The sequence below is a fragment of the Arthrobacter sp. ok909 genome (genome assembly GCF_900104405.1).
GTDB lineage: Bacteria > Actinomycetota > Actinomycetes > Actinomycetales > Micrococcaceae > Arthrobacter > Arthrobacter humicola.
Genome location: NZ_FNJS01000049.1, coordinates 1 through 23,050 on the forward strand (window position 1 = coordinate 1; position 23,050 = coordinate 23,050).

Annotated in this window: 19 protein-coding genes and 1 tRNA gene; 7 read left to right on the top strand and 13 right to left on the bottom strand. The window is 67.4% G+C overall.

Annotation, left to right across the window (positions count from 1 at the left end; translation table 11 throughout):
• Positions 1 to 366: glycosyltransferase family 2 protein (locus BLR03_RS22535; protein ID WP_368086999.1), on the top strand; the 366-nt coding region annotated here is incomplete at its 5' end.
• A gap of 18 nt (positions 367 to 384) precedes the next feature.
• Here BLR03_RS22535 and BLR03_RS22540 read toward each other — a convergent pair.
• From BLR03_RS22540 to argS, 10 genes are all read right to left on the bottom strand, one after another.
• On the bottom strand, positions 385 to 1,164 hold the full coding sequence (locus BLR03_RS22540; protein WP_091256680.1) for a WecB/TagA/CpsF family glycosyltransferase: 780 nt from the start codon (positions 1,162 to 1,164) through the stop codon (positions 385 to 387).
• A complete protein-coding gene (locus BLR03_RS22545; RefSeq protein ID WP_091256681.1) occupies positions 1,161 to 1,946 on the bottom strand; it encodes an L-threonylcarbamoyladenylate synthase in 786 nt (261 codons plus the stop codon). The genes BLR03_RS22540 and BLR03_RS22545 overlap by 4 nt, the downstream gene beginning before the upstream one ends.
• Positions 1,947 to 1,961: 15 nt before the next feature.
• Positions 1,962 to 2,891: a peptide chain release factor N(5)-glutamine methyltransferase gene (gene prmC, locus BLR03_RS22550; RefSeq protein ID WP_254788661.1), complete on the bottom strand. Its 930-nt coding sequence runs from the start codon at positions 2,889 to 2,891 to the stop codon at positions 1,962 to 1,964.
• A gap of 17 nt (positions 2,892 to 2,908) precedes the next feature.
• A complete protein-coding gene (prfA, locus tag BLR03_RS22555; RefSeq protein WP_091256683.1) occupies positions 2,909 to 3,982 on the bottom strand; it encodes a peptide chain release factor 1 in 1,074 nt (357 codons plus the stop codon).
• Between the two features lie 235 nt (positions 3,983 to 4,217).
• Complete coding sequence (gene rho, locus BLR03_RS22560; RefSeq protein WP_091256684.1) at positions 4,218 to 6,392, bottom strand: transcription termination factor Rho; 2,175 nt, start codon at positions 6,390 to 6,392, stop codon at positions 4,218 to 4,220.
• A 321-nt stretch (positions 6,393 to 6,713) separates the two neighbouring features.
• Entirely contained in the window at positions 6,714 to 7,700 is a 987-nt protein-coding gene (gene thrB / locus BLR03_RS22565) for a homoserine kinase (protein ID WP_091256687.1), read from the bottom strand.
• 2 nt (positions 7,701 to 7,702) lie between these two features.
• Complete coding sequence (thrC, locus tag BLR03_RS22570) at positions 7,703 to 8,809, bottom strand: threonine synthase (RefSeq protein WP_091256688.1); 1,107 nt, start codon at positions 8,807 to 8,809, stop codon at positions 7,703 to 7,705.
• The gene (locus tag BLR03_RS22575; RefSeq protein WP_091256690.1) at positions 8,810 to 10,126 is read right to left on the bottom strand and encodes a homoserine dehydrogenase; all 1,317 of its coding nucleotides are present in this window, start codon (positions 10,124 to 10,126) and stop codon (positions 8,810 to 8,812) included.
• On the bottom strand, positions 10,127 to 11,593 hold the full coding sequence (lysA, locus tag BLR03_RS22580; RefSeq protein ID WP_091256691.1) for a diaminopimelate decarboxylase: 1,467 nt from the start codon (positions 11,591 to 11,593) through the stop codon (positions 10,127 to 10,129).
• 5 nt (positions 11,594 to 11,598) lie between these two features.
• On the bottom strand, positions 11,599 to 13,263 hold the full coding sequence (gene argS / locus BLR03_RS22585) for an arginine--tRNA ligase (RefSeq protein ID WP_091256693.1): 1,665 nt from the start codon (positions 13,261 to 13,263) through the stop codon (positions 11,599 to 11,601).
• A 254-nt stretch (positions 13,264 to 13,517) separates the two neighbouring features.
• On the opposite strand from argS, the gene BLR03_RS22590 reads away from it, so the two are divergent.
• The 3 genes from BLR03_RS22590 to BLR03_RS22600 all read left to right on the top strand — a co-directional run bounded on the left by BLR03_RS22590 (position 13,518) and on the right by BLR03_RS22600 (position 15,258).
• Positions 13,518 to 13,590, top strand: a tRNA-Arg gene (locus BLR03_RS22590).
• A gap of 218 nt (positions 13,591 to 13,808) precedes the next feature.
• Complete coding sequence (locus BLR03_RS22595; protein ID WP_091256694.1) at positions 13,809 to 14,897, top strand: M4 family metallopeptidase; 1,089 nt, start codon at positions 13,809 to 13,811, stop codon at positions 14,895 to 14,897.
• Positions 14,898 to 14,961: 64 nt separating this feature from the next.
• Positions 14,962 to 15,258, top strand: a complete 297-nt coding sequence (locus BLR03_RS22600) for a protealysin inhibitor emfourin (RefSeq protein WP_091256696.1) — start codon at positions 14,962 to 14,964, stop codon at positions 15,256 to 15,258.
• Positions 15,259 to 15,306: 48 nt separating this feature from the next.
• On the opposite strand, the gene BLR03_RS22605 is transcribed toward BLR03_RS22600, so the two are convergent.
• Positions 15,307 to 16,272, bottom strand: a complete 966-nt coding sequence (locus BLR03_RS22605) for a GlxA family transcriptional regulator (protein ID WP_091256697.1) — start codon at positions 16,270 to 16,272, stop codon at positions 15,307 to 15,309.
• Between the two features lie 81 nt (positions 16,273 to 16,353).
• On the opposite strand from BLR03_RS22605, the gene BLR03_RS24625 reads away from it, so the two are divergent.
• Both BLR03_RS24625 and hrpA read left to right on the top strand, forming a co-directional pair.
• A complete protein-coding gene (locus BLR03_RS24625) occupies positions 16,354 to 16,521 on the top strand; it encodes a hypothetical protein (RefSeq protein WP_175460671.1) in 168 nt (55 codons plus the stop codon).
• A gap of 96 nt (positions 16,522 to 16,617) precedes the next feature.
• A complete protein-coding gene (gene hrpA, locus BLR03_RS22610; RefSeq protein ID WP_091256699.1) occupies positions 16,618 to 20,697 on the top strand; it encodes an ATP-dependent RNA helicase HrpA in 4,080 nt (1,359 codons plus the stop codon).
• Between the two features lie 47 nt (positions 20,698 to 20,744).
• Here the strand turns inward: hrpA and BLR03_RS22615 are convergent, their stop codons facing one another.
• Together BLR03_RS22615 and BLR03_RS22620 are read right to left on the bottom strand one after the other, a co-directional pair.
• The gene (locus BLR03_RS22615) at positions 20,745 to 21,173 is read right to left on the bottom strand and encodes an HIT family protein (RefSeq protein WP_091256700.1); all 429 of its coding nucleotides are present in this window, start codon (positions 21,171 to 21,173) and stop codon (positions 20,745 to 20,747) included.
• Entirely contained in the window at positions 21,170 to 22,345 is a 1,176-nt protein-coding gene (locus BLR03_RS22620; RefSeq protein WP_091256701.1) for an NAD(P)-dependent alcohol dehydrogenase, read from the bottom strand. Before BLR03_RS22620 ends, BLR03_RS22615 begins: the two co-directional genes overlap by 4 nt.
• A gap of 473 nt (positions 22,346 to 22,818) precedes the next feature.
• On the opposite strand from BLR03_RS22620, the gene BLR03_RS22625 reads away from it, so the two are divergent.
• The coding region (locus BLR03_RS22625; RefSeq protein WP_175460672.1) for a dihydrofolate reductase family protein at positions 22,819 to 23,050 on the top strand (232 nt) is incomplete at its 3' end.

Below are 23,050 nucleotides of genomic sequence, written 5' to 3' on the forward strand. Positions count from 1 at the left end.
CTGTTCATCCGCGGCGACGAGGTGGACTTCACGCTGCGGCTGCGGAAGGCCGGCATCCGCTTCGGCACGGTCACCACCGCCGCCATCACCCACCCGCACGCGTTTTCCGAAACCAAGCACGTCTTCGGCGCCCGGTGGCACGTGATCGTTCCGGACTCCGCCTTCAAGCGCTACTTCTACTACCGGAACCGCGGCTACATGATCCGCCGCCATTTCCGGGTCAAGTCCTTCATCGCGGACGTGGGCGGCTACCTCGGCTACTTCCTGCGCAGCGGCGACGTCCGCGGCCTCGCCGACTGGTTCCGTGCATTTTCCACCGGCCTCCGCGGCAAGGGCTTCGGTCCCCTGGAGGACCAGAAGTTCTGACCGTTGCCGTTGCCGGCGCTAAGGCTGCCGGCGCAGCCGCCGGCGCAGCCGCCGGCGCAGCAGCAGGCCGATCAGCACCCAGGGCTCGCCGAACACCCGGTAGGCCACCCGCTGCGGGTGGAGAATGAGCCGCCAGGCCCATTCGAGCCCGAGCCGCCCGATCCAGCGCGGCGCCAGCTTCTGGACACCGGCAATCTGTTCAATGGCACCGCCGACGGCGCAGTAGACGGCCGGCGGGAGCATGGCACGCCGCCGAGCCAGGACCTGTTCCTGCAACGGCATGCCCAGGCCCAGGAGCACAAGCTGCGGACGTAGCCGGGAGAGCCATTCGATGGCGCTTTCCTCAAGGTCCCGGTTCCAGCCTTCGCCGGGCATGCCGTCGACGCGCGCGCCGGGAACGATTTCCCGCAGCCTGGCCACGGCGCCTGCGTTGGCCACGGCGCCTGCGCCGATCACTGCAATCCGTTCGAGGCCCTCGACGTTGCCGAGGGCGGGAATCCAGTCGGTGGACCCCAGACGGTAGTCCATCACGGGGCCCCGGCCGTCGTCGTCTTCGCCGGTCTTGGCCCAGAGCCACAGCACCGGGGCGCCGTCGATCAGCACCACGTCGCTGCGCTGGTAAAACGACCGGAAGGCGGGATCGGAGTGCAGCAGCGTCACGCTGTGCAGGTTGTGTCCCACGACAATCCGGGTACTGCCCTCGGCGATGTACGTGCTCAGGACAGCGGTCAGCTCTGAGACCGTGAGGGGGGTCGCCTCGACGTCGAGGAAGGGGACGTGCTGGCGCTCCAGCGTCATGCGGAGCCGGATCCCGTGCCAGGCGCGTCGCCGGACTCAGGGACAGCTGCCTCGGCCGCAACGGCGTCAGGCACGGCTGCCTTGGCGGAGGCGTCCACAGACGCCGCAGCCTCGGGGGCGTTGCCGTCGACGTCCACGAGGTCCGGAACCACGGCGCGCAGGCGTTCGAGGCTGATGGCTCCCTGGCGGACCACGCGCAGCGGCAGGGCGGTCGCGTCGACGATGGTCGAAGCGAGGGCCTCGGCGCCGTCGGCGGGCCGCGGGCCGCCCTCAAGGTAGACCTCCACGGATTCGGCCAGCTGGGCTTCGGCGTCCGCGGCGGTCTGCGCCGCCGCGTGCCCGGTGCGGTTGGCGGAAGACACGGCGAGGGGTCCGGTGAGCGTCAGGAGGTCCTGGGCGATCTCGTCAGCCGGGATCCGCAGGGCCACCGTGCCCTTGGTCTCGCCGAGATCCCAGTCCAGTGACGGCTGGGCGTGCAGGATCAGGGTCAGGCCGCCGGGCCAGAAGGTCTCGGCCAGCCGCCGCGCCTCGGCGGGAACTTCCGTGGCCAGACCGTCCAGGGCGTTGAGCCTGGGGATCAGCACGGGCGGCGGCATCTTCCTGCTGCGGCCCTTGGACGCGAGCAGCAGGGTCACAGCCAGGGGTGAAAAGGCGTCGGCGGCAATGCCGTAGACCGTGTCCGTGGGGAAGACCACGCACTTGTTCTCACGGATGGCCCGCTGGGCGTGTTCGAGTCCTGCGGCGCGCTGCTCAGCTGCCGTGCAATCGTAGCTAGTCGTCACTGGCCTATTCTTTCATCACTTGTCACACGATTCGGACGGTGTCTGCTCTGGCCGTGCCGGCTCCGACAGCCCTGACGGCGGCAGTACTGACACTGCCAGCACAGCGCTGGTGGCACGGTCCTTGCCGTTGAGGTCCGGGTGCGTCGTCACCTCGGACCATAGCCCGGTGCGGGTGAGCATCGCGGCGATCCATTCCGATTGCACTTCAGCGTGCTCCATCACAAAGTAGCCGCCGGGGACCAGCAGCCGGGCAGCCGAAGCGGCCGCCGCCGTCGGAAGTTCCATGCCGTCCGCTCCCCCGCCGTACAGCGCCTCGGGCGGGTCGTGCAGCGCCACTTCCGGTTCGTTCGGGATCGCTTCAGCGGGAATGTAGGGCGGGTTGGAGACGACGACGTCGAAGGTGCCGTTGTGTTCCGGCAGCGCGTCGCGCAAGTCGCCGCGGACGAGGTGGACGCCAAGGGGAGCCAAGTTTTTCGCCGCCCAGGCGTGCGCGAAGACACTGTACTCCACCGCATGGACCTCGGCCCCGGGGATCTCGTGCGCGATCGAGCCTGCGATCGCACCGGATCCGGTGCCCAGGTCCACCACTTTGGGGTGCGCCATGCCCTGCAGCCGGTCAATCACCAGTTGCACCACGGATTCAGTTTCCGGCCGCGGAATGAAGACACCGGGGCCGACGGCGAGTTCGAGGTAGCGGAAGTGCGCCACGCCGGTGATGTGCTGCAGCGGGATCCGTTGCGCCCGTTCGGCGACGAGGTCGGCATAACCCTCGGGTGCCGGGGCGTCGCCGAGCATCAGTGCGCGCAGCCGGCCGAGCCCGACGCCGAGCAGGTGCTCGGCCAGGAGCTCGGCGTCAACGCGCGGGCTGGGCACGCCGGCCGCGGCCAGCACCTCGGTCGCCTCGCGGACGGCCTCCGCAAGGCTGGGACCATTGCCTGCTGTCATCACGGGGTGACCGGGGCCTATTCGCCGATGGCGTCGAGCCTGGACTGCTCGTCCAGTTCGATGGCCGACTGGATGACCGGTTCCAGGTCACCGTTCATGACCTGGTCCAGGTTGTAGGCCTTGTAGCCGGTGCGGTGGTCCGCGATCCGGTTTTCCGGGTAGTTGTAGGTGCGGATGCGCTCGGAGCGGTCCATGGTGCGGATCTGCGACTTGCGCTGGGCCGAGTTCTCGGCGTCGATCAGCTCCTGCTGGTGTGCCAGGATGCGGGCGCGCAGCACGCGCATGCCGGCTTCGCGGTTTTGCAGCTGCGACTTCTCGTTCTGCATGGCCACGACGATGCCGGTGGGAAGGTGGGTGATGCGCACGGCCGAGTCGGTGGTGTTCACGGACTGCCCGCCCGGACCGGAGGAGCGGTAGACGTCGATCTTGAGGTCGTTCTGGTTGATCTCGAGTTCTTCGGGTTCGTCCACTTCGGGGAGCACTAGCACGCCGGCGGCAGATGTGTGGATGCGGCCCTGGGACTCGGTCACGGGGACGCGCTGCACCCGGTGGACGCCGCCTTCGAACTTGAGCCGCGCGTACACGCCCTCTGCGGGGTCGTTCGAGTTGCCCTTGACGGCCATCTGGACGTCCTTGTAGCCGCCAAGGTCCGATTCCGTGGCGGAGATGATCTCGGTCTTCCAGCCGCGGGATTCCGCGTAGCGGCTGTACATCCGCAGGAGGTCCGCAGCGAACAGGGCAGCCTCGTCGCCGCCTTCGCCGCCCTTGACCTCAAGGATCACGTTGCGGGCATCGTCCGGGTCGCGCGGGATCAGCAGCCGGCGCAGTTTGGCCGCCGCCGTCTCCAGGGCAGCCTCCAGTTCGGGTACCTCGGCGGCGAACTCGGGGTCCTCGTCCGCCATTTCCTTGGCAGCGGCCAGGTCATCGCGGATGCCTTCCCAGCGGTGGTAAGCCTCCACAATGCCGTTCAGCTGAGCAGAACGCCGCCCCAGTTTCCGGGCCAGCCGCTGGTCAGCATAGACAGCAGGATCCCCAAGCTGGGCCTGGATAGCGTCATGCTCATCCAACAGGCCCTGTACGGACTCAAACATTTTCAAAACCTCTTTCGACTTGAAACCAAGTCTAGTTACGACACAAGAACTGAACCGCGGCTGGCGACTTAACGACGAAGCCGCACGGGTTTTTCCGCCCCGGGAGTGGCTTCGGGCCTGCCGGAGCCGGGTGGCTTGCGATCGTAGATCGCAAGCCACCCGGCGTAGGGGCGGGGGCGGAAAAACCCGTGCGGCGTTAGCGCGCGGGACCGCCAGAATCTAGCGGTTAGAGCAGCTACTTGTCGTTATCGGACTTCGCACCAAGCGTCGTCTTCTGCACCTGCATGAGGAACTCGACGTTGCTCTGGGTCTCCCGGATCTTGTTAGTCAGCAGTTCAAGGCTCTGCTGCGTTTCCAGTCCGGAGAGGACGCGGCGCAGCTTCCACATGATCTTGACTTCCTCGGGGGAAAGCAGGTTCTCTTCGCGGCGGGTACCGGACGCGTTGACGTCCACGGCCGGGAAGATGCGCTTGTCAGCCAACTGGCGGGACAGGCGCAGTTCCATGTTGCCGGTGCCCTTGAACTCTTCGAAGATGACCTCGTCCATCTTGGAGCCGGTCTCGACGAGAGCGGTGGCCAGGATGGTGAGCGAGCCACCGTTTTCGATGTTGCGGGCTGCGCCGAAGAAGCGCTTCGGCGGGTACAGCGCTGCGGAGTCCACACCACCGGACAGGATGCGGCCGGAGGCCGGTGCTGCCAGGTTGTAGGCGCGGCCCAGACGGGTCATGGAGTCCAGGAGCACGACGACGTCCATGCCCATTTCCACGAGGCGCTTGGCGCGTTCGATGGAGAGTTCGGCCACGGTGGTGTGGTCGTCGGCGGGACGGTCGAAGGTGGAGGCAATGACCTCACCCTTGACGGTGCGCTGCATGTCCGTGACTTCTTCGGGGCGTTCGTCAACGAGCACCATCATGAGGTGGACCTCAGGATTGTTGGTGGTAATCGCGTTGGCGATGGACTGCAGGATGAGCGTCTTGCCGGCCTTCGGCGGCGAAACGATCAGGCCGCGCTGGCCCTTGCCGATCGGGGCGACGAGGTCGATGACACGGGGGCCAATCTTCTTCGGGTCCGTCTCGAGGCGCAGGCGCTCGGAGGGGTACAGCGGGACGAGCTTCGCGAATTCGACGCGGTCCTTGAGTTCCTCGGGAGTCTTGCCGTTGACCGAGGTGACGCGGACAAGTGCGTTGAACTTCTGGCGGGCGGACTGCTGGCTGCGGTCCTCGCCTTCGCGCGGTGCCCGGATGGCACCAACGACGGCGTCGCCCTTGCGCAGGTTGTACTTCTTGACCTGGGCGAGCGAGACATACACGTCGTTCGGGCCCGGCAGGTAGCCGGACGTGCGGATGAACGCGTAGTTCTCGAGCACGTCGAGGATGCCGGCGACCGGCAGGAGGACGTCGTCCTCGGTGACCTCGACGTCGTCGACGTCCGGTCCCTGCGCACGTCCGCGGCGGCGGTCGTTGCGGTCGCGGAAGCGGTCGTTGCGCGAGGAGTTGTCGCGGCTGTCCTGCTGGCCCTGGCGGTCGTTGCGGTCACGTCGGTTGCGGCGGTTCCGGCGGCTTCCGCCGTCGGTTTCTTCGCTCTCGCGGGTGTTGTCGCGGGTGCCGGCGGCTTCGCCACGGGTGCGGGTGGTGTCGCGGCGCTGGCCGTCTTCACTGCCCGGCTCGGCCTGGCGCTGTTCACGCTGTTCAGTGCGCAGTTCACGCTGTTCAGTGCGCTGTTCACGCTGTTCAGTGCGCTGTTCACGCTGCTCGGCTGCGGGCTGTTCGGCCTGGACTTCGCCGGCGTTCTGACCGGCAGCCTCGGTGACCTGAGCTGCGGCTTCGCCGCGGCGGCGGTTGCGGGTGCGCGGCTGACGCGTGCGGTCGCTGCCTTCCGTCGCGGACACGGCCGGGCCGGTTTCGGCAGCGCGGGTTTCCGCAGTGCGAGCTCCGGCTTCGCCGGACTCCGTGGAAACCGCAGGGGCTTCTGCCGGAGTCGTGGCGGGTGCCTCTGCGGCGGCCGCCGTGACGACGCCGTCGCTGCCTGCACGGCGGCTGCGGCCGCGGCGGGCCCGGGGGCTTTCCTGGGCCGGGCTTTCCTGGGCAGCGGCCTCGTTGCCGGCGGCGGGCACGGTTACCGGTGCAGCTGCCGGAGCGGCTGCCTGCGAAACGGTGCCGTTGTCGGTCGCCTTTTCAGCAGCACGGGCCGGAGCCTTGCTTACCGGGGTGCCTGCGCGGTGGGCGGAAATGGCCGTGACCAGATCGCCCTTGCGCATGCGGGATCCGCCGGAAATACCCAGCTGGCTGGCGAGGGCCTGGAGCTGGGCGAGCTTAAGGCCTGCAAGGCCGCTGCTCTTGGCGGGTGCTGCCGTTGATCCGGCAGCAGAAGATGTATCCACAGCCGGAGACAGCTCAGTGGTTTCGGTCACGAAGGATCCTTCCCCCTCGACGGCGTCCAGGCTAAGAGCTGGACGCGGTGATTTGATCTGGGCTGCAGTTCAGATCTGCAGCCGTGATTTCGGCCTTGCCGGATGGATTTCGGCCAGCAGGGCCGGATACTGCTTCACCATGCACGATCCGAGAAATGAGGAACGGCGGGCTGACGATTTCAGGGGGCAGAGCAATTCTGCTGATTCCTGCGTCAGACCGAAAGCAGGTGGCACCGGAAAATATTGCGCAGTGAAAGATGAGAGAGGCTACGTGGCCAACATCGCGGTCTTAGAACGGTTACTAATTTACCGCCTGCGTATTTACCGCCGGTGCACTTCCACTTTAGCACCTTCAACGTCCACGGCCAGTTTCATCACTCGCCAGCCCACTTCCGGCGTGTTGTCCGCCGTGTGGGCGCCGATGAAGTCGACAACCTCGCGGGCTTCGGCTTCCCCGTTGGCCAGGACCAGCACGGTGGGCCCGGCACCGGAGACGACGGCGGCGTGCCCTGCCCGCCGCAGCGCGGCAATCAGCTCGGCGCTGGGCCGCATGGCTTCGGCGCGGTAGCTCTGGTGCAGGTAATCCTCGGTGCCCGGCAGCAGGAATTCCGGGTTGGCGGTCAGTGCGTGGATCAGCAGGGCGGCGCGGCCGGAGTTCATGGCCGCGGCGTGGTGGCCCACCGAGGCCGGCAGAAGCGCCCGCGCGGCTTCGGTGGAGAGCTCGTAGTCCGGCACGGCAACGACGGGAATCACCGAGGGGGCCACTGCAGCGCACGTGCTGCTGTACTGGTCACTGTCCTGCCATGACAGCGCCAGTCCGCCGAAAATGGCGGGTGCGACGTTGTCCGGGTGGCCTTCCATTTCGCTCGTAAGCTGCAGAATCCAGTCGCGGCCGCGCCGGGACGCCTCCGGAACCAGGGCATTGGCGGCACTGACGGCGGCCACGACGGCCGAGGCCGAGGACCCCAGGCCGCGCCCGTGCGGGTTGACGTTGTCCGCCGTGATCCGCAGGCCTTCGTGCCGGAAACCGAGGCGGTGCAGCGCCTCGGTGAGGGCCTTGACCACGAGGTGCGTGGCGTCGCGGGGCAGCGACTCGGCACCCTCTCCGCTGAGCTCGAATTCAAGTTCACCGCTGGCCAGGGTTTCCACGGTGAGCGTGTCATGCAGCGTCAGCGCCAGGCCGAGGCTGTCATACCCCGGGCCCAGGTTGGCGCTGGTGGCAGGCACCCGCACGGTGACAAGCTGGCCTGCCGGAACGGCGGGAGTGCCTGCCGCTGATTCAGCCGGGACGGTGAGGGTGGTTTCCAACGTTATTTTTCTTCCAGTCCCAGAGCTGCGGCGACGGTGACGACGTCGTTGGAGACCTTGACCGGCTGCACATCGCTGCCGTCCTCGGTGCGCAGGGCCCACTGCGGGTCTTTGAGCCCGTGACCGGTCACCGTGATCACGATCGTCTTGCCGGCCGGAACCTCCCCGGCAGCGTGCTTCTTGATCAGGCCGGCGACGCCCGCAGCGGAGCCGGGCTCCACGAAGACACCTTCCCGGGCGGAGAGCCAGCGGTGCGCGGAGAGGATTTCCTCGTCCGTGACGGCCTCGATCACGCCGCCGGATTCATCCCGGGCCGCCACGGCGGTGTCCCAGGAGGCCGGGTTGCCGATCCGGATGGCGGTGGCGATGGTATCGGGTTCAGTGATGGGGTGGCCGGCCACGAACGGGGCAGCCCCGGCGGCCTGGAAGCCCCACATGACGGGGGTCTTCGTGGCGACGGCGGGAAGCGAGCCGGCGGTAGGCGACTCGTACGCCGCGGCGTACTCCTTGTAGCCCTTCCAGTACGCGCTGATGTTGCCGGCGTTGCCCACCGGAAGGACGTGGTAGTCCGGGGCGTCGCCGAGGGAATCGACAACTTCAAAGGCGCCGGTCTTCTGGCCCTCGATCCGGGCCGGGTTGACGGAGTTGACCAGGAACACCGGGTAGGACTCGCCGAGCTTGCGGGCGATGTCGAGGCAGTTGTCGAAGTTGCCGTCCACCTGCAGCAGCGTGGCTCCGTGCGCGATCGCCTGGCTGAGCTTGCCCATCGAGATCTTGCCCTCGGGGACCAGCACCGCGCACTGCAGCCCGGCCGCCGTCGCGTAGGCCGCGGCGGAAGCGGAGGTGTTGCCGGTGGAGGCGCAGACCACGGCCTTGGCGCCGGCCGCCACGGCTGCCGTCATGGCCATGGTCATGCCGCGGTCCTTGAAGGAACCGGTCGGGTTCATGCCCTCGACCTTGAGGTAGACGGTGCTGCCGGTCAGCTCGGAGAGGTGGCGGGCGTGCACGAGCGGGGTGCCGCCCTCGCCCAGGGTGATGACCTTAGTGGCTTCCGTGACAGGAAGACGATCAGCGTATTCGCGGATGACACCGCGCCATTGGTGAGCCACTTAGACCCCTTCTACCCGCAGTACGGATGTGACGGAATTGATGACGTCCAGGCGCTTGACGGCCTCGACGGTTGCTGCAAGTGCGGCTTCGCGTGCACGGTGTGTCACGATCCGCAGCTCGGCAGACTCCACGTTGGAGTCGGCGTCGCGGTGGATGGTCTGCCGCATGATTTCGATGGACACGCCGTGCTCCGCGAAGAGCTGGGCGATCCGGGCCAGGACGCCGGGTTGGTCCGCGACGTCGAGTCCGATGTAGTAGCTCGTGATGGCTGCGTCGATGGGCAGCGCCGGCACGTGCCCGGTGGTGGTTTCGGTCCGGCCGGGGCCGCCCAGGACAATGCGGCGGGCCGCGGAGACGAGGTCGCCCAGCACGGCGGACGCCGTCGGGGTTCCGCCGGCGCCCTGGCCGTAGAACATGAGTTCGCCGGCGTTCTCGGCTTCGATGAAGACGGCGTTGAACGCACCGCGGACAGCGGCCAGGGGGTGTTCGCGGGGCAACAGCGTCGGGTGCACGCGGACGGAGACGCCGGTCTTGCCGTCCTCGTCCGTCAGCTTCTCCGCAATCGCGAGCAGCTTGATGACAAAGCCGGCCTCCTTCGCGGCGGCGATGTCCGCCGCGGTCACGGCCGTGATGCCCTCGCAGGAGACGTCTTCCAGGGCGAACCGGGTGTGGAAGGACAGCGAGGCAAGGATCGCTGCCTTGGCGGCGGCGTCGTAGCCCTCGATGTCGGCGGTGGGGTCGGCTTCCGCGTAGCCCAGTCGCTGGGCTTCGGCCAGGGCATCGGCGAACTGCGCGCCGGTGGAGTCCATCTGGTCGAGGATGAAGTTGGTGGTGCCGTTGACGATCCCGAGCACCCGGGTGATCCGGTCGCCGGACAGGCTGTCCCGGATGGGCCGCAGGATGGGGATGGCTCCGGCGACGGCGGCCTCGTAGGAGAGCTGCACGCCGGCCTTGTCCGCTTCCTCGTAGAGCGTGGGACCGTCCTGGGCCAGGAGCGCCTTGTTGCCGGTGACCACGCAGGCCCCGTGCCGCATAGCCGTCAGGATCAGGGTCCGGGCCGGCTCAATCCCGCCCATGAGCTCGATCACGAGGTCGGCGTCCTTGACGAGGGTTTCGGCGTCGGTGGTGAACAGCTCCTGGGGCAGATCGACATCGCGCTCGGCGTCGAGGTTGCGCACAGCGATGCCGCCCAATTCGAGGCGGGCGCCTGTGCGCGCCGCGAGGGCGTCGGCGTCGTCAATGAGAATCCGCGCAACCTGAGCCCCGACGTTGCCACAGCCCAGCAGGGCCACTTTCAGGGTTCGCAATTCGGTCATTCAGACTCCCATGTCGCGGTTGAGCAGATCTTCTTCGGTTTCCCCGCGGACAATCAGCCGGGCAGATCCGTCGCTGACAGCGACAACGCCCGGCCGGGCCAGATAGTTGTAGTTGCTTGACAGGGCCCAGCAGTAGGCGCCGGTCCCCGGTACAGCAAGCAGATCACCGGCTGCCACGTCCTCGGGCAGATATACATCTCTAACAACTATGTCGCCGCTCTCGCAATGTTTGCCCACTACTCGGGACAGCTGCGGGGCCGCGTCGGAGCTCCGCGAGGCAAGAATTGCCGAATAATCCGCGTCGTACAGCACCGGGCGAGGGTTGTCGCTCATACCGCCGTCCACCGACACATACCGGCGGGGGTACGTAACGTCGTTGCCGGCTCCCCCGGCTTCGGAACCCGGGGCGTCCACACGGACGGTCTTGAGCGTGCCGACCTCGTACAGCGTGAACGTCGTGCTGCCGACGATTGCGCGGCCCGGTTCGATCGAGATCCGCGGAGCGGAAATACCCAGCGCGGCGCACTTGGAACGGACGACGGCGGCCATCGCCTGCGCGATCTCGGCGGCCGGTCGGGGCGTGTCAACGGGGGTGTAAGCGATGCCGTAGCCGCCTCCGAGGTCCAGCTCGGGCAGCACGATGGAGTACTTGACCTGCATGGCGGCCAGGAAGTCCAGAAGCTTTTCGGCGGCGAGGGCGAAGCCGTCGGGTTCGAAGATCTGGGAGCCGATGTGGCAGTGCAGGCCCAGCAGCTCGATGCTCTCGTGCCCGATGGCCGCAGCCACGGCTTCCTCAGCGGCGGACAGCCCGGCCTGGTCGGTGGAGTCCGGCGCCATGGAGAGACCGAATTTCTGGTCCTCGTGGGCGGTGGCGATGAATTCGTGCGTGTGGGCGTGCACTCCGGGGGTCAGCCGGAGCATGACCTTCGCGGTGTCGCCCCGGTTGGCCGCGATCGCCGCGACGCGTTCGAGCTCATCGAGGCTGTCCACCACGATCCGGCCCAGTTGCATGTCCAGGGCCCGGTGGATTTCGCCGTCGGACTTGTTGTTGCCGTGCAGGGCGACGTCGGCGCCCGGGATGCCGGCGCGGGCGGCGACGGCTAGTTCGCCGCCGGACGCGGTATCCAGGCGCAGCCCTTCTTCCTCGACCCAGCGGACCACGGAGGTGCACAGGAAGGACTTGCCGGCGTAGTAGACGTCCACTCCCCCACAGATGTCCGCGAAGGCGTCGTTGAACGCGTCGCTGAACTCCCGGGCGCGGGCCCGGAAGTCGGTCTCGCTCAGCACGAACAGCGGCGTCCCGTATTCGCGTTGCAGTTCGCTGACCGTCAACCCCTCGATGGTGAGCTCGCCGGCGTCGTTCCGGGCGACGCCGCCGGCCCACAGCGGTTCGTGGAGGGCGTTGAGGTCGGCGGGGACTTCAAGCCAGCCGGGTGCGAGCGGGGACTGTCCTGTATGTGCGGTCATGGCGATTACATCCGTTCCGGCGCCGAGACGCCCAGCAGTTCCAGTCCGTTGGCCAGCACCTGGCTCGTGGCGTCGTTGAGCCAGAGCCGGGTCCGGTTGGTGTCGGTGATGGGTTCCTCGCCCTGGGGCGCCACCCGGCAGGCGTCATACCAGCGGTGGTAGGCGCCGGCGATGACTTCCAGGTGGCGGGCCACGCGGTGCGGTTCGCGCAGTTCGGCGGCCTTGGCCACCACCGAGGGGTAGCTGCCCAGGTGCGAGAGCAGCTCGTTTTCGGTGGCGTGGTCCAGCAGGGCGGCATCGAAGCAGTCTTTGCCGTCGACACTGCGCTCCACGCCGGCGGCCACGGCATTGCGCGCGGCGCCGCGGGAGCGGGCGTGGGCGTACTGGACGTAGAACACCGGGTTTTCGTTGCTGTGCTTCTTGAGCAGCTCGGGGTCCAGGGTCAGCGGCGAATCGGCCGGGAACCGGGCGAGCGAGTAGCGGACGGCGTCCTTGCCGAGCCAGTCGATGAGGTCCTTGAGCTCGATGATGTTGCCGGCACGCTTGGACAGCTTGGCGCCGTTGACGGAGACCAGCTGGCCGATCAGGACCTCGATGTTGACCTCGGGGTCGTCGCCGGCGGCGGCCGCGATGGCCTTGAGCCGGTTGATGTAGCCGTGGTGGTCGGCGCCGAGGAGGTAGATCTTCTCGGTGTAGCCGCGGTCCTTCTTGGACAGGTAGTAGGCGGCGTCGGCGGCGAAGTACGTCGGCTCGCCGTTCGCGCGGATCATCACGCGGTCCTTGTCATCGCCGAAGTCGGTGGTGCGGAGCCACACCGCGCCGCCGTCGTCGAAAACGTGGCCCTGTTCGCGCAGGCGGGCGACGGCGTCTTCGATCGCGCCGGCGTCGTGAAGTTCCTGCTCGGAGAAGAAGACATCAAAGTCGACGCCGAACCCGGCCAGTGTCTGCTTGATGTCGTGCATCTGCGCCTTGTACGCTGCGCCACGGATCACCGGCAGGGCTGCGACTTCGGTGAGTTCACGGATGCCGGGGTGCTCGCTGAGCACCTCATGGCCGAGGTCGGCGATGTACTGGCCAGGGTAACCGCCCTCGGGCACGTCCCGGCCGTGCAGCCTGGCGAACACGGAGTTGGCGAACACGTTCATCTGGGAGCCGGCGTCGTTGATGTAGTACTCGGCCGTGACGTCGGCGCCGGAGGCGCGGAGGACGCGGGCGATCGCATCGCCGAGGGCGGCCCAGCGGGTGTGGCCGATGTGCAGCGGGCCGGTGGGGTTGGCCGAGACGAACTCCATGTTGACCACGTGCCCGGCGAGCGCGGTGTTGGTGCCGTAGTCCGCGCCTGCCTCGACGATCGCCTTGGCGAGGGCGCCCGCGGCCGCGGCGTCCACGGTGATGTTCAGGAAGCCCGGGCCGGCGATGTCCACCGCGGAAACGCCGTCGATCGTTTTCAGCCGGGCGCTCAGGACGGACGCGAACTCCCGCGGGTTGGTGCCCGCCGTCTTGGCCAGCTGGAGCGCGACGTTGGTGGCCCAGTCCCCGTGGTCCCTGTTCTTCGGGCGCTCGACGCGCACCTCGTCCGGGATGTCGGCTGCGGAAAGGGCAATCTCGCCTGCCGCGACGGCGTCCTTCAGGCAGGCGGATATGGCGAGGGAGAGTTCTTCTGGGGTCACAGTTCTAGCCTACCGGTGGGCCCGAGGTGTGGCGGAATCTGGCGCCCGGCATGACGGGCGGGGCGGGCAGCTAGTGGGGTTGCCCATCCCGCGCGTGCCCGCGTTCATTGCCCACTCAGCACGCGCTCAGCCCCCCCCTCTCGGCCCGCGCTCTGCACGCGCCTCGTGCGACCGATGGGCGCCGATTTTCCGTTGGAGGCCACCTTCCTGCTAAGCTCTAGGACGTCCCGCCGGAAACGGCAGGAATCCTGACTGCCCTCGTAGCTCAGGGGATAGAGCGTCTGCCTCCGGAGCAGAAGGTCGTAGGTTCGAATCCTATCGAGGGCACAGAAGATAGGCAGTACAGCAGTTAGGCAGTACAGACAAACCCCGTCGTTTCATTGAAACGGCGGGGTTTTTTGTGCCGGGTCTTTTGCACGGAATCCGGCGGAAAGAACGCGCAAAACCCGCGGCTCTCCCCCTGCCGATTGTCGGTGCCCGCTCGTAGGCTGTGTTCATCGGTGGCGGGCTACCGGGCACGCCCCGAAGCATGAAGGGGGTCTCACATGTTCCGTTCCGTCTCTTACCGTTCCGCCTCTTACCGTTCCGGTGGTTACTGTTCCATCGTTCCGCCCTATTTGCTCCGCCGCTTGGCCGCCCAGCAGGAACCTGGCTTCTCGGGCGCGGCGGAGGCCGCTCAGAAGGCACTGCTGCACGTCAAGAGTTTCCAGGCGTCCCGCGCTGAGCTGACCCTGCTGGCGGTCCCCGCCGCGCGGGGGCTCAAGCCCGGGGCACCGGAACGCACCATCTATGATGCCCGGTCCCTGGAGCAGTTGCCCGGCAGCCTGGTCCGCAACGAAGGCAAGCCGCCCAGCGGGGATCCGGCCGCGGACGAAGCTTACGACGGTCTGGGCCACACCCACCGTCTCTACGCGGACGCTTTTGGTCGGGACTCCATTGACGGGAAGGGCCTTCCCCTCGAGGCCACGGTCCATTACGGCAAACGCTACGACAACGCGTTCTGGGACGGCCGGCTGATGGTGTTCGGCGACGGCGACGGCGTTGTCTTCGAACGGTTCACGAAGTCGCTCAGCGTGATCGGCCATGAACTCGCCCACGGTGTTGCGCAGTTTTCAGGCGGCCTGAACTACCGCAACCAGGCCGGCGCGCTCAACGAATCCCTGTCCGACGTCTTCGGCGCCCTGGTGGAACAGTACGCCAAGCAGCAGTCCACCACGGAGGCGAGTTGGCTAATCGGCGAAGGACTCTTTACAGACCAGGTTCAGGGTGCCGCCCTGCGGTCCATGAAGGCGCCGGGTACCGCGTACGACGACGACGTCCTCGGCAAGGATCCCCAGCCGGACTCGATGGATTCCTATGTACGGACGAGCGCGGACAACGGCGGGGTGCACATCAACTCCGGCATCCCGAACCGTGCCTTCTGCCTCGTTGCCACGGCCCTCGGCGGCAACGCCTGGGATGCCCCCGCGCAGATCTGGTACGACACCCTGACCGGCGGCACACTGGCGCCGAATGCCACGTTCGGCGCCTTCGCCAAAGCCACTGCCGCCTCTGCCAAGGAGCTTTTCGGGGCGGATTCCAAGGAGCATGACGCCGTGCGGTCCGCGTGGGAAACTGTGAAGGTGAAGCTGTAGCGCAGCGCCATCTAAACGCCGCAGCATCCCAACCCAGCCACCAGGTCGTGAGGATCGCAGACTCATGAAGATAATCGTCCAGCGAAGCGGCGGCGTGGCCGGAATGAAAAGGACATGGACCGTCCGGCCCGAGCCGCCTGACGACACCGACCGGTGGCAGCCGCTCATTGAGGCATGCCCGTGGGACGACGTCGCTGTGCTCGGCGAGGCCACCGGCCAGCCGGACCGGTTCATGTACAGCATCCGGGCCGATCAGCGCCGGGCGGTCCTGCCGGAGCGTGAACTGACGGGGCCCTGGCGGGACCTTGTCGAGAGTGCCCGGGCTGCGGCCGAGGAGGGCGGCCCGGCGGAACTCGGGTAGCCGTCGGCATCCCGTGCTGCCTATGCCGTTGTCCCTGGCGGGTGCCGTTTATGCCGTTGCCAGGTGCCCCCGGAACGTGCGCCGGTAGGACTGCGGGCTGGTGTCCAGCGCCTTTGCGAAGTGGTGCCGCAGCAGGACCGAATGCCCGAAACCGGCTTCCCGCGCGATTTCGTCAATGTTGAGTTCCGTGGTCTCCAGCAGCTCTTGGGCGCGCAGGACCCGCTGCGAGTTGAGCCACGCCGCCGGGGTCGCCCCCGTTTCCGAGCGGAACCGCCGCGCGAACGTCCGCGGCGACATGTGGACCCGGGCGGCCAGTTCGTTGACCGGGTGTTCCTCGTCCAGGTGCCGGAAGATCCACTGCAGCAGCTGTTCCATCGGTTCCGAACCGCATTGCGGGATGGGCCGGTCGATGTACTGGGCCTGGCCGCCGTCGCGGTGCGGCGGGACCACCATGTCACGGGCGATGCCGGCGGCCACTTTGGCACCAAATTCAGTGCGGATCAGGTGCAGGCAGGCATCGATCCCCGCGGCCGTCCCGGCACTGGTGATGATCCTGTCGTCTTCGACGTAGAGGACGTTTTCATCCACCCGGACGGCAGGGTACCGGCTGGCGAGTTCCTGGGAGTAGTGCCAGTGCGTGGTGCAGCGGCGGCCGTCGAGCAGCCCCGCCCGGGCCAGGGCAAACGCGCCGGAACAGATGGACATCACCCAGGCGCCGCGCGCATGGGCGGCGCGCAGCGCGTCCAGGACGGATTCCGGAACATCCTCGTCCCGGCCGTAAGGCGCCATCACCACCAGGTCCGCGTCCGCAGCCGCTTCCAGCCCGAAGCTGACGTGCATGGACAGTCCGGACTTGAGCGGGACGTCACCCGGCTCCGGGGTGCAGACCCGGAAATCGAAGGCGGGCACGCCGTTTCCGCGGTCCGAGCGGTCAATGCCGAAGACCTCGAACGCGGTCGCGAACTCGAAGATGGAGAAGTTGGGGACCACGATCATTGCCACTGATTTGATCATGATTCCAGTGTGGCAGAAATTATAGCTTTTTGGGCATTTCTGCCACTTTCTTTCATGTGTTGACCGGAGAACCATGGAGGTATGGAACTCCTCGGAATCGCCGTCATCATCCTGATCATCGCCGTCATCACCGCCACCATCTCCGCCCTGCGCAAGGATGGCCTCGGCCACAACCCGCCCGTCCGCTCGGAAGAGTTCTGGATGGCCCGGGATCTCCCCAGCGTCAACTACACCCTGCGGATCTTCTGAGTCCGCATACCGGCCCCGGGGCCCGGCTCCTCCAGCCGGGCCCCCACTATGCGCAGGGCCCGGCGGACAGTCCGTCCCAGTAGACTGTCTCCAGCCATGACATTGCATATTTCCTACCCCGCCGAGCTGCCGGTTTCCGAGCGCCGCGAAGATCTGATGGCCGCCATCGCGGCCAACCAGGTGACCATCATCGCCGGCGAGACCGGTTCGGGTAAGACCACCCAGATCCCGAAGATGTGCCTGGAACTCGGCCTGGGCGAGAACGGGCTGATCGGGCACACCCAGCCCCGCCGGCTCGCGGCCCGCACTGTTGCCGAACGCATCGCGGAGGAACTCGGCGTCGAGATCGACCAGGAAGTCGGCTTCCAGGTCCGGTTCACGGGCGAGGTCAGCCGCTCCACCAAGGTCAAGCTCATGACCGACGGCATCCTGCTGGCAGAAATCCAGCGCGACAAGCTGCTGCGCAAGTACAACGCCATCATCATTGACGAGGCCCACGAGCGCAGCCTCAACATCGACTTCATCCTCGGCTACCTCAAGCGGATCCTGCCGCAGCGCCCGGACCTGAAGATCATCATCACCTCGGCCACCATCGATCCGGAGCGCTTCGCCAAGCACTTCGGCAGCGAGGAAGAGCCCTCCCCCATCATCGAGGTCTCGGGCCGGACCTACCCGGTGGAAATCCGCTACCGGCCGCTCTCACAGCCCGCCGGCGGCGCCGGTTCTGGCACCGAAGACGGCGCCGGCGAAGGCTCGACCTCGGACGACGAACTCGAAGAGGACCGCGACCCGCTCGACGCGGTGTGCGACGCCGTCGACGAGCTCGCCCTCGAAGCCCCCGGCGATATCCTCATTTTCTTCTCCGGCGAGCGCGAAATCCGGGACGCGGCGGAGGCCCTCAACGCCCGCATCCAGTCCAACCGGCGGCTGGCCGGCACCGAGGTCCTGCCCCTCTTCGCCCGGCTGAGCCTGCAGGAGCAGCACAAGGTCTTCCACCCCGGCAGCAAACGCCGGATTGTGCTGGCCACCAACGTCGCCGAAACCTCGCTCACCGTCCCGGGCATCAAGTACGTGATCGACACCGGCACGGCCCGCATCTCGCGCTACTCGCACCGCACCAAAGTCCAGCGCCTGCCGATCGAGCGTGTCTCCCAGGCCTCGGCCAACCAGCGCTCGGGCCGCTGCGGCCGTGTCTCGGACGGCATCGTCATCCGTCTGTACTCCGAGGAGGACTTCGAGTCCCGGCCGCTGTTCACGGACCCGGAAATCCTGCGCACCAACCTCGCGGCCGTCATCCTGCAGATGACCGCCATGGGTGTGGCCCGCGGACCGAAGGACGTGGAGAACTTCCCCTTCGTCGAACCGCCGGATTCACGCGCCATCAACGACGGCGTCAGCCTCCTGCGCGAACTCGGCGCCCTCAGCCCCGTGCGGACCCAGGAACAAAGGAGCGAGGAGCAGAGGGGCGAGGAACAAACGGGCGACGGCGGCGGACGCCCGGGCCGGCGACAGGCTGCCGGCCGCGGCGGCGGCAGGAACGGTGGCGGGCTGACCGCCGTCGGGCAGCAACTGGCCCAACTGCCGGTGGACCCCCGCCTGGGCCGAATGATCGTGGAATCCGGCAAGCGCGGCTGCGTCCGCGAAGTCATGATCCTCGCCGCCGCCCTGACGATCCAGGACCCGCGGGAGCGTCCGACCGATAAGCAGCAGCTCGCCGCGGAGAAGCACGCCCGCTTCCGGGACGAGAACTCGGACTTCACCGGCTACCTGAACCTCTGGAACTACCTGCAGGAGAAGCAGCAGGAACTCTCCTCCACCGCGTTCCGCCGGCTCTGCCGGACCGAGTTCATCAACTACCTGCGGGTCCGCGAATGGCAGGACCTCTTCGCCCAGCTGCGCCAGCTCGCCAGGCCGCTGGGCATCAGCCTGGACAACAAGCGCCTGGCCGATCCCGTAGGCAACCATGACGGCATCCACATCAGCCTGCTTTCCGGGCTGCTGAGCCACATCGGCATCCTGGATGAGCGCAAGCGCGAATATGCCGGCGCCCGCGGCAGCCGCTTCGCGATCTTCCCGGGTTCGGCGCTGTTCAAGAAGTCCCCCACCTTCGTCATGGCCGCGGAGCTCGTGGAGACGAGCCGGCTCTGGGCCCGTGTCGCGGCGAAGTTCGATCCGCTGTGGGCCGAGCAGGTGGCACCGGACCTCGTCAAGCGCAGCTACAGCGAACCGCACTGGTCCAAGAAGATGGGCGCGGTGATGGCCCACGAAAAGGTCACTCTTTACGGCGTGCCCATCATCCCGAGCCGGCGGGTCAACTACGGCAACGTGGATCCCGAACTCTGCCGCGAGCTCTTCATCCGGCACGCGCTGGTTGAAGGCGACTGGCAGACGCATCACAAGTTCTTCCACCGCAACCGTGCCCTGCTCCACGAGGTCGAGGAACTTGAGGCCCGGATGCGGCGCCGGGACATCCTGGTGGATGACCAGACCCTGTTCGAGTTCTACGACGCCCGGATCGGCAAGGAAGTGGTCTCCGAGCGGCACTTCGACAAGTGGTGGAAGGACGCGCGGCAGCGGGACCCCGAGCTGCTGGACTTCGACCAGTCCCTGCTGATCAGCGAGGACGCCGCGGCCCTGGACGATTCGGCCTACCCCAAGACCTTGCTGCACAAGGGTTTTGAGCTGCCGCTGAGCTACGAGTTCCACCCAGTAGCTCCGGGCTCGCCGCCGAATCCTTCCGACGGCGTCACCGCCGAGGTCCCCGTGCTGTTCCTGAACCAGCTCGACGACGCCGCTTTCCGCTGGCTGATCCCCGGGCAGCGCGTGGAGCTTGTCACCGCGCTCATCAAGTCGCTGCCCAAGCAGATCCGCAAGAACTTCGTACCCGCGCCGGACGTGGCACGCCAGGCCGTCGCGGCGTTGGAAGCCGACTTCGATCCCGCCGAGGACGAACTCGAGCCGTCGCTCGAACTCGTGCTGCGCCGGATCCGCGGTCAGGTCATCCCGCCGGGATCCTGGAACTGGGACGCCGTGCCGGCGCATTTGCGGGTCAGTTTCCGGGTGGTGGATTCCCGCGGCAAGGTACTGGATGAGGGTAAGGACCTCACGGCGCTGCAGGAGCGGCTGGCACCGGCCACCCGCCGGGCGATCGCGGAATCCCTCGGTGCCACCCCGGCCACGACGGCGCCCACGGCCAGGGGGACAGCCGCACCCAAGGGGACGGGCACGTCGTCGGGCGCCTCACGGGCAGCCGGGCCGCGATCGGCCGCACCAGCGGCTGCCGCGTCCGCCGCCCCGGGCGGGTTCCGCGAAGTGTCCGGCCTCAAGGACTGGACTTTCGGAACCGTGCAGCGCGAGGTCCAGGGCAACGTCGGCGGGCACACCGTCACCGGCTACCCGGCCCTGGTGGACGAGGGAACGTCCGTGGCACTGCGGCTTTTTCAAACCGCATCTGAACAGCAGGAGGCCATGCGGGCCGGCGTCATCCGGCTCCTGGCCCTGAAGGTGCCACCGCCGGACCGCTACGTCCTGGAACACCTGAACAACACCGAGAAACTGACGTTCAGCCAGAACCCGCACGGCTCCGTGACCGCGTTGATTGCGGACTGTGCCCTGGCCGCCATCGACAAGCTCACCCCGGCCGAGCTGCCGTGGGACGAGGCCTCGTTCAAGGCACTGTACGACACCGTGCGGGCCGAGCTGATCGACACCGTCTTCACGGTCACCGCCGTCGTCGAACGCGTCCTCGCCAGCACGCGCCGGATCGAAAAGCAGCTCAAAGGCACCACCAGCCTGGCCCTGATCAGCGCGCTGAACGACGTCAAGAGCCAGCTTGAGCAGCTTGTCTATCCGGGTTTCGTGGCACGCACGGGCTACGCCCAGCTCAGCCAGCTGCCCCGCTACCTGGCGGCGATCGAGAAGCGCCTCGAGAAGCTGCCGGGCAATGTCCAGCGGGACGCCCAGCACATGGCCGCGGTCCAGGCCCTCGAGGACGACTACGACGACGCCGTCTCCGCGCTGCTGCCCGGACGGCGGGCCGGCGCGGAGTTAACCCACGTGCGCTGGATGATCGAGGAATTCAGGGTGAGCCTCTTCGCCGTCGAGCTCGGGACCGCCTACTCGGTGTCCGAAAAGCGCATCCGGGCGGCCCTTAACAAAGTACTGGCACCGGCGTAGACCCCCGTGGGGAGTGCTGCGCCGGCGCCAGTCCGGCGTGTCTGGAGCTAGGCGTCCGGGACGTACTCCGAATGCCCGGCTTTTCGGAGGCCTTCGCGGAGCTTCTCCGCGTTGGCGTCCAGCTTTGCCGGATCCGGGTGCTGGTCCACCGAGCCGAAATCAAAGTCCGCCATGGAGTTCGAAGGCCACACGTGGACGTGCATGTGGTTGATTTCGTAACCCGCGACGATCAGGCCGGCCCGGGCGGCGTCGAAGACGTCCACCTGCACGGCGCCGATTCTACGGGCGACCTCCATGACCCGGCCGAGGACCTCGGGTGAGGCGTCCGTCCAGCGGTCCACTTCCTCGATCGGCACCACGAGGGTGTGGCCGTCGGCCAGCGGGCCCACGGTCAAGAACGCCACGACGTCGTCCTCGCGCCAGACGAAGCGGCCCGGGATCTCGCCGTTGATGATTTTCGTGAAGAGAGTGCTCATACATCCGCCTTTTCCGCCGGGGACCCCAGGGTGCTGACGTCCAGGACAAAACGGTACTTCACATCTCCAGCCACCATGCGGTCGTAGGCTTCGTTGAGCTGGTCCGCTCCGACCACCTCGACGTCGGACACCACACCGTGTTCGGCGCAGAAGTCCAGCATCTCCTGGGTCTCGGCGATGCCTCCGATCAGCGACCCCGCGTACGCGATCCGGCGCCGGATCAGTGCGCCGGGGTTGACGGGCGGCATCGCTTCCGAGGGCAGGCCCAGCTGGAACAGCGCGCCGTCCACGCGCAGGGTGCGGAAGTACGGGTTGAGGTCGTGCGGTGCAGCGACGGTGTCGATGATGACATCGATGCTGCGGTCCGCGGCCTCCATCGCGGCCGGGTCCGTGGAAAGGATGACGTGGTCGGCGCCCAGTTCGCGGGCCGCCTCGAACTTTTGCTCCGACGTCGTGAACACCGTCACCTCCGCGCCCATGGCCTTGGCGATCTTGACGGCCATGTGGCCGAGGCCGCCGAGCCCGATAACGCCGACGACGTCGCCTTCCTCGACCTCGAAGTGGTTCAGCGGGGAATAGGTCGTGATGCCCGCGCAGAGCAAGGGCGCGGCGGCGGCGGGGTCCATGCCCTCCGGAACCCGCAGGACGTAGTTGCGGTCCACGACGATCGACGTCGAGTAGCCGCCCTGGGTGATCGCGCCGCCGTTGCGGGGATCCTTGGATCCGTACGTTCCGGTTATGCCGTTTTCGCAGTACTGCTCGAGGCCGTCCAGGCAACTGTCGCATTCGCGGCAGGAATCCACCATGCAGCCCACGCCCACGCGCTCACCGACCGTGAAATCGTCGACGGCGGAACCGACCCGGGCGACCCGGCCGACAATCTCGTGGCCCGGGATCAGCGGATATGTGTCGCCGCCCCATTCGCCGCGCGTGGCGTGCACGTCCGAGTGGCACAGTCCGCAAAATTCGATGGCGATCTCAATGTCGTCCGCCTTCGGCTCCCGGCGGGACACCGTCAAGGGAACGAGTCCGCTGTCCGGTGCAGTGGCGCCATAGGCGGCGACCAGGGTGGCGCCGCCGGTGTGTGCGGCGCTGATCGCGGTGGTGTCGGAGGTCTCGGAGTTCGGCAGTGGCTTGGCAAGGGGCGGGGGTACAGGACGTCCAGGTGTCATGTGTCGACGCTACCCCCGGTCCCGGCGACTATTCCACTTTGGAGCGCCAGGCCACACTGCCGCCCGGGACTTGGCTGGCACTGTGGCCGGGAACGTTGGCCCGGCCCGACGACGCTCCGACACCTCTTCACGGCGCTGAAGGAATGCGCGCCACGGAGCGCGGTGCCACCTGTGGAGTCCGGCGCTTCGTCGCGGCATTCCGTGATTGCTTGGTGTCGCTCACGCGGGCTTTGAGTTCTCTTGCATGGCATGCGTTTCGCGACACATAGGTTTCGAGACACCGAGTCGGATTAGTCGGCCACCCGCAGGGGATCCTTCACCGGGCAGCTCAGTTGAAATGCGGACCGAAGGCTATTGCATCCAGATCATGGGCAGTTACGGTGGCTCCATGAGGGACAGGAGGCTGCTGATCATGTGCGGGACGACAGAGTTCAATGACGCCCTCGACCACTACGAGACGGAAGGCTGGCGCCGTGCGGAAACTGATCTACGGCATGAATCTGACCCTGGACGGCTACATCGCCGCGGCCGGCGACGACATCGGCTGGGGCGGGCCCAGCGACGAACTGTTCCAGTGGTGGCTCGACCAGGACCGGGCTAGCAGCCTGTCCCTGTACGGCCGCAAGCTCTGGGAGACCATGAGCTCTTACTGGCCGACCGGCGACCAGCAGCCCAACGCCACCCCGGCGGAGATCGAATTCGCGC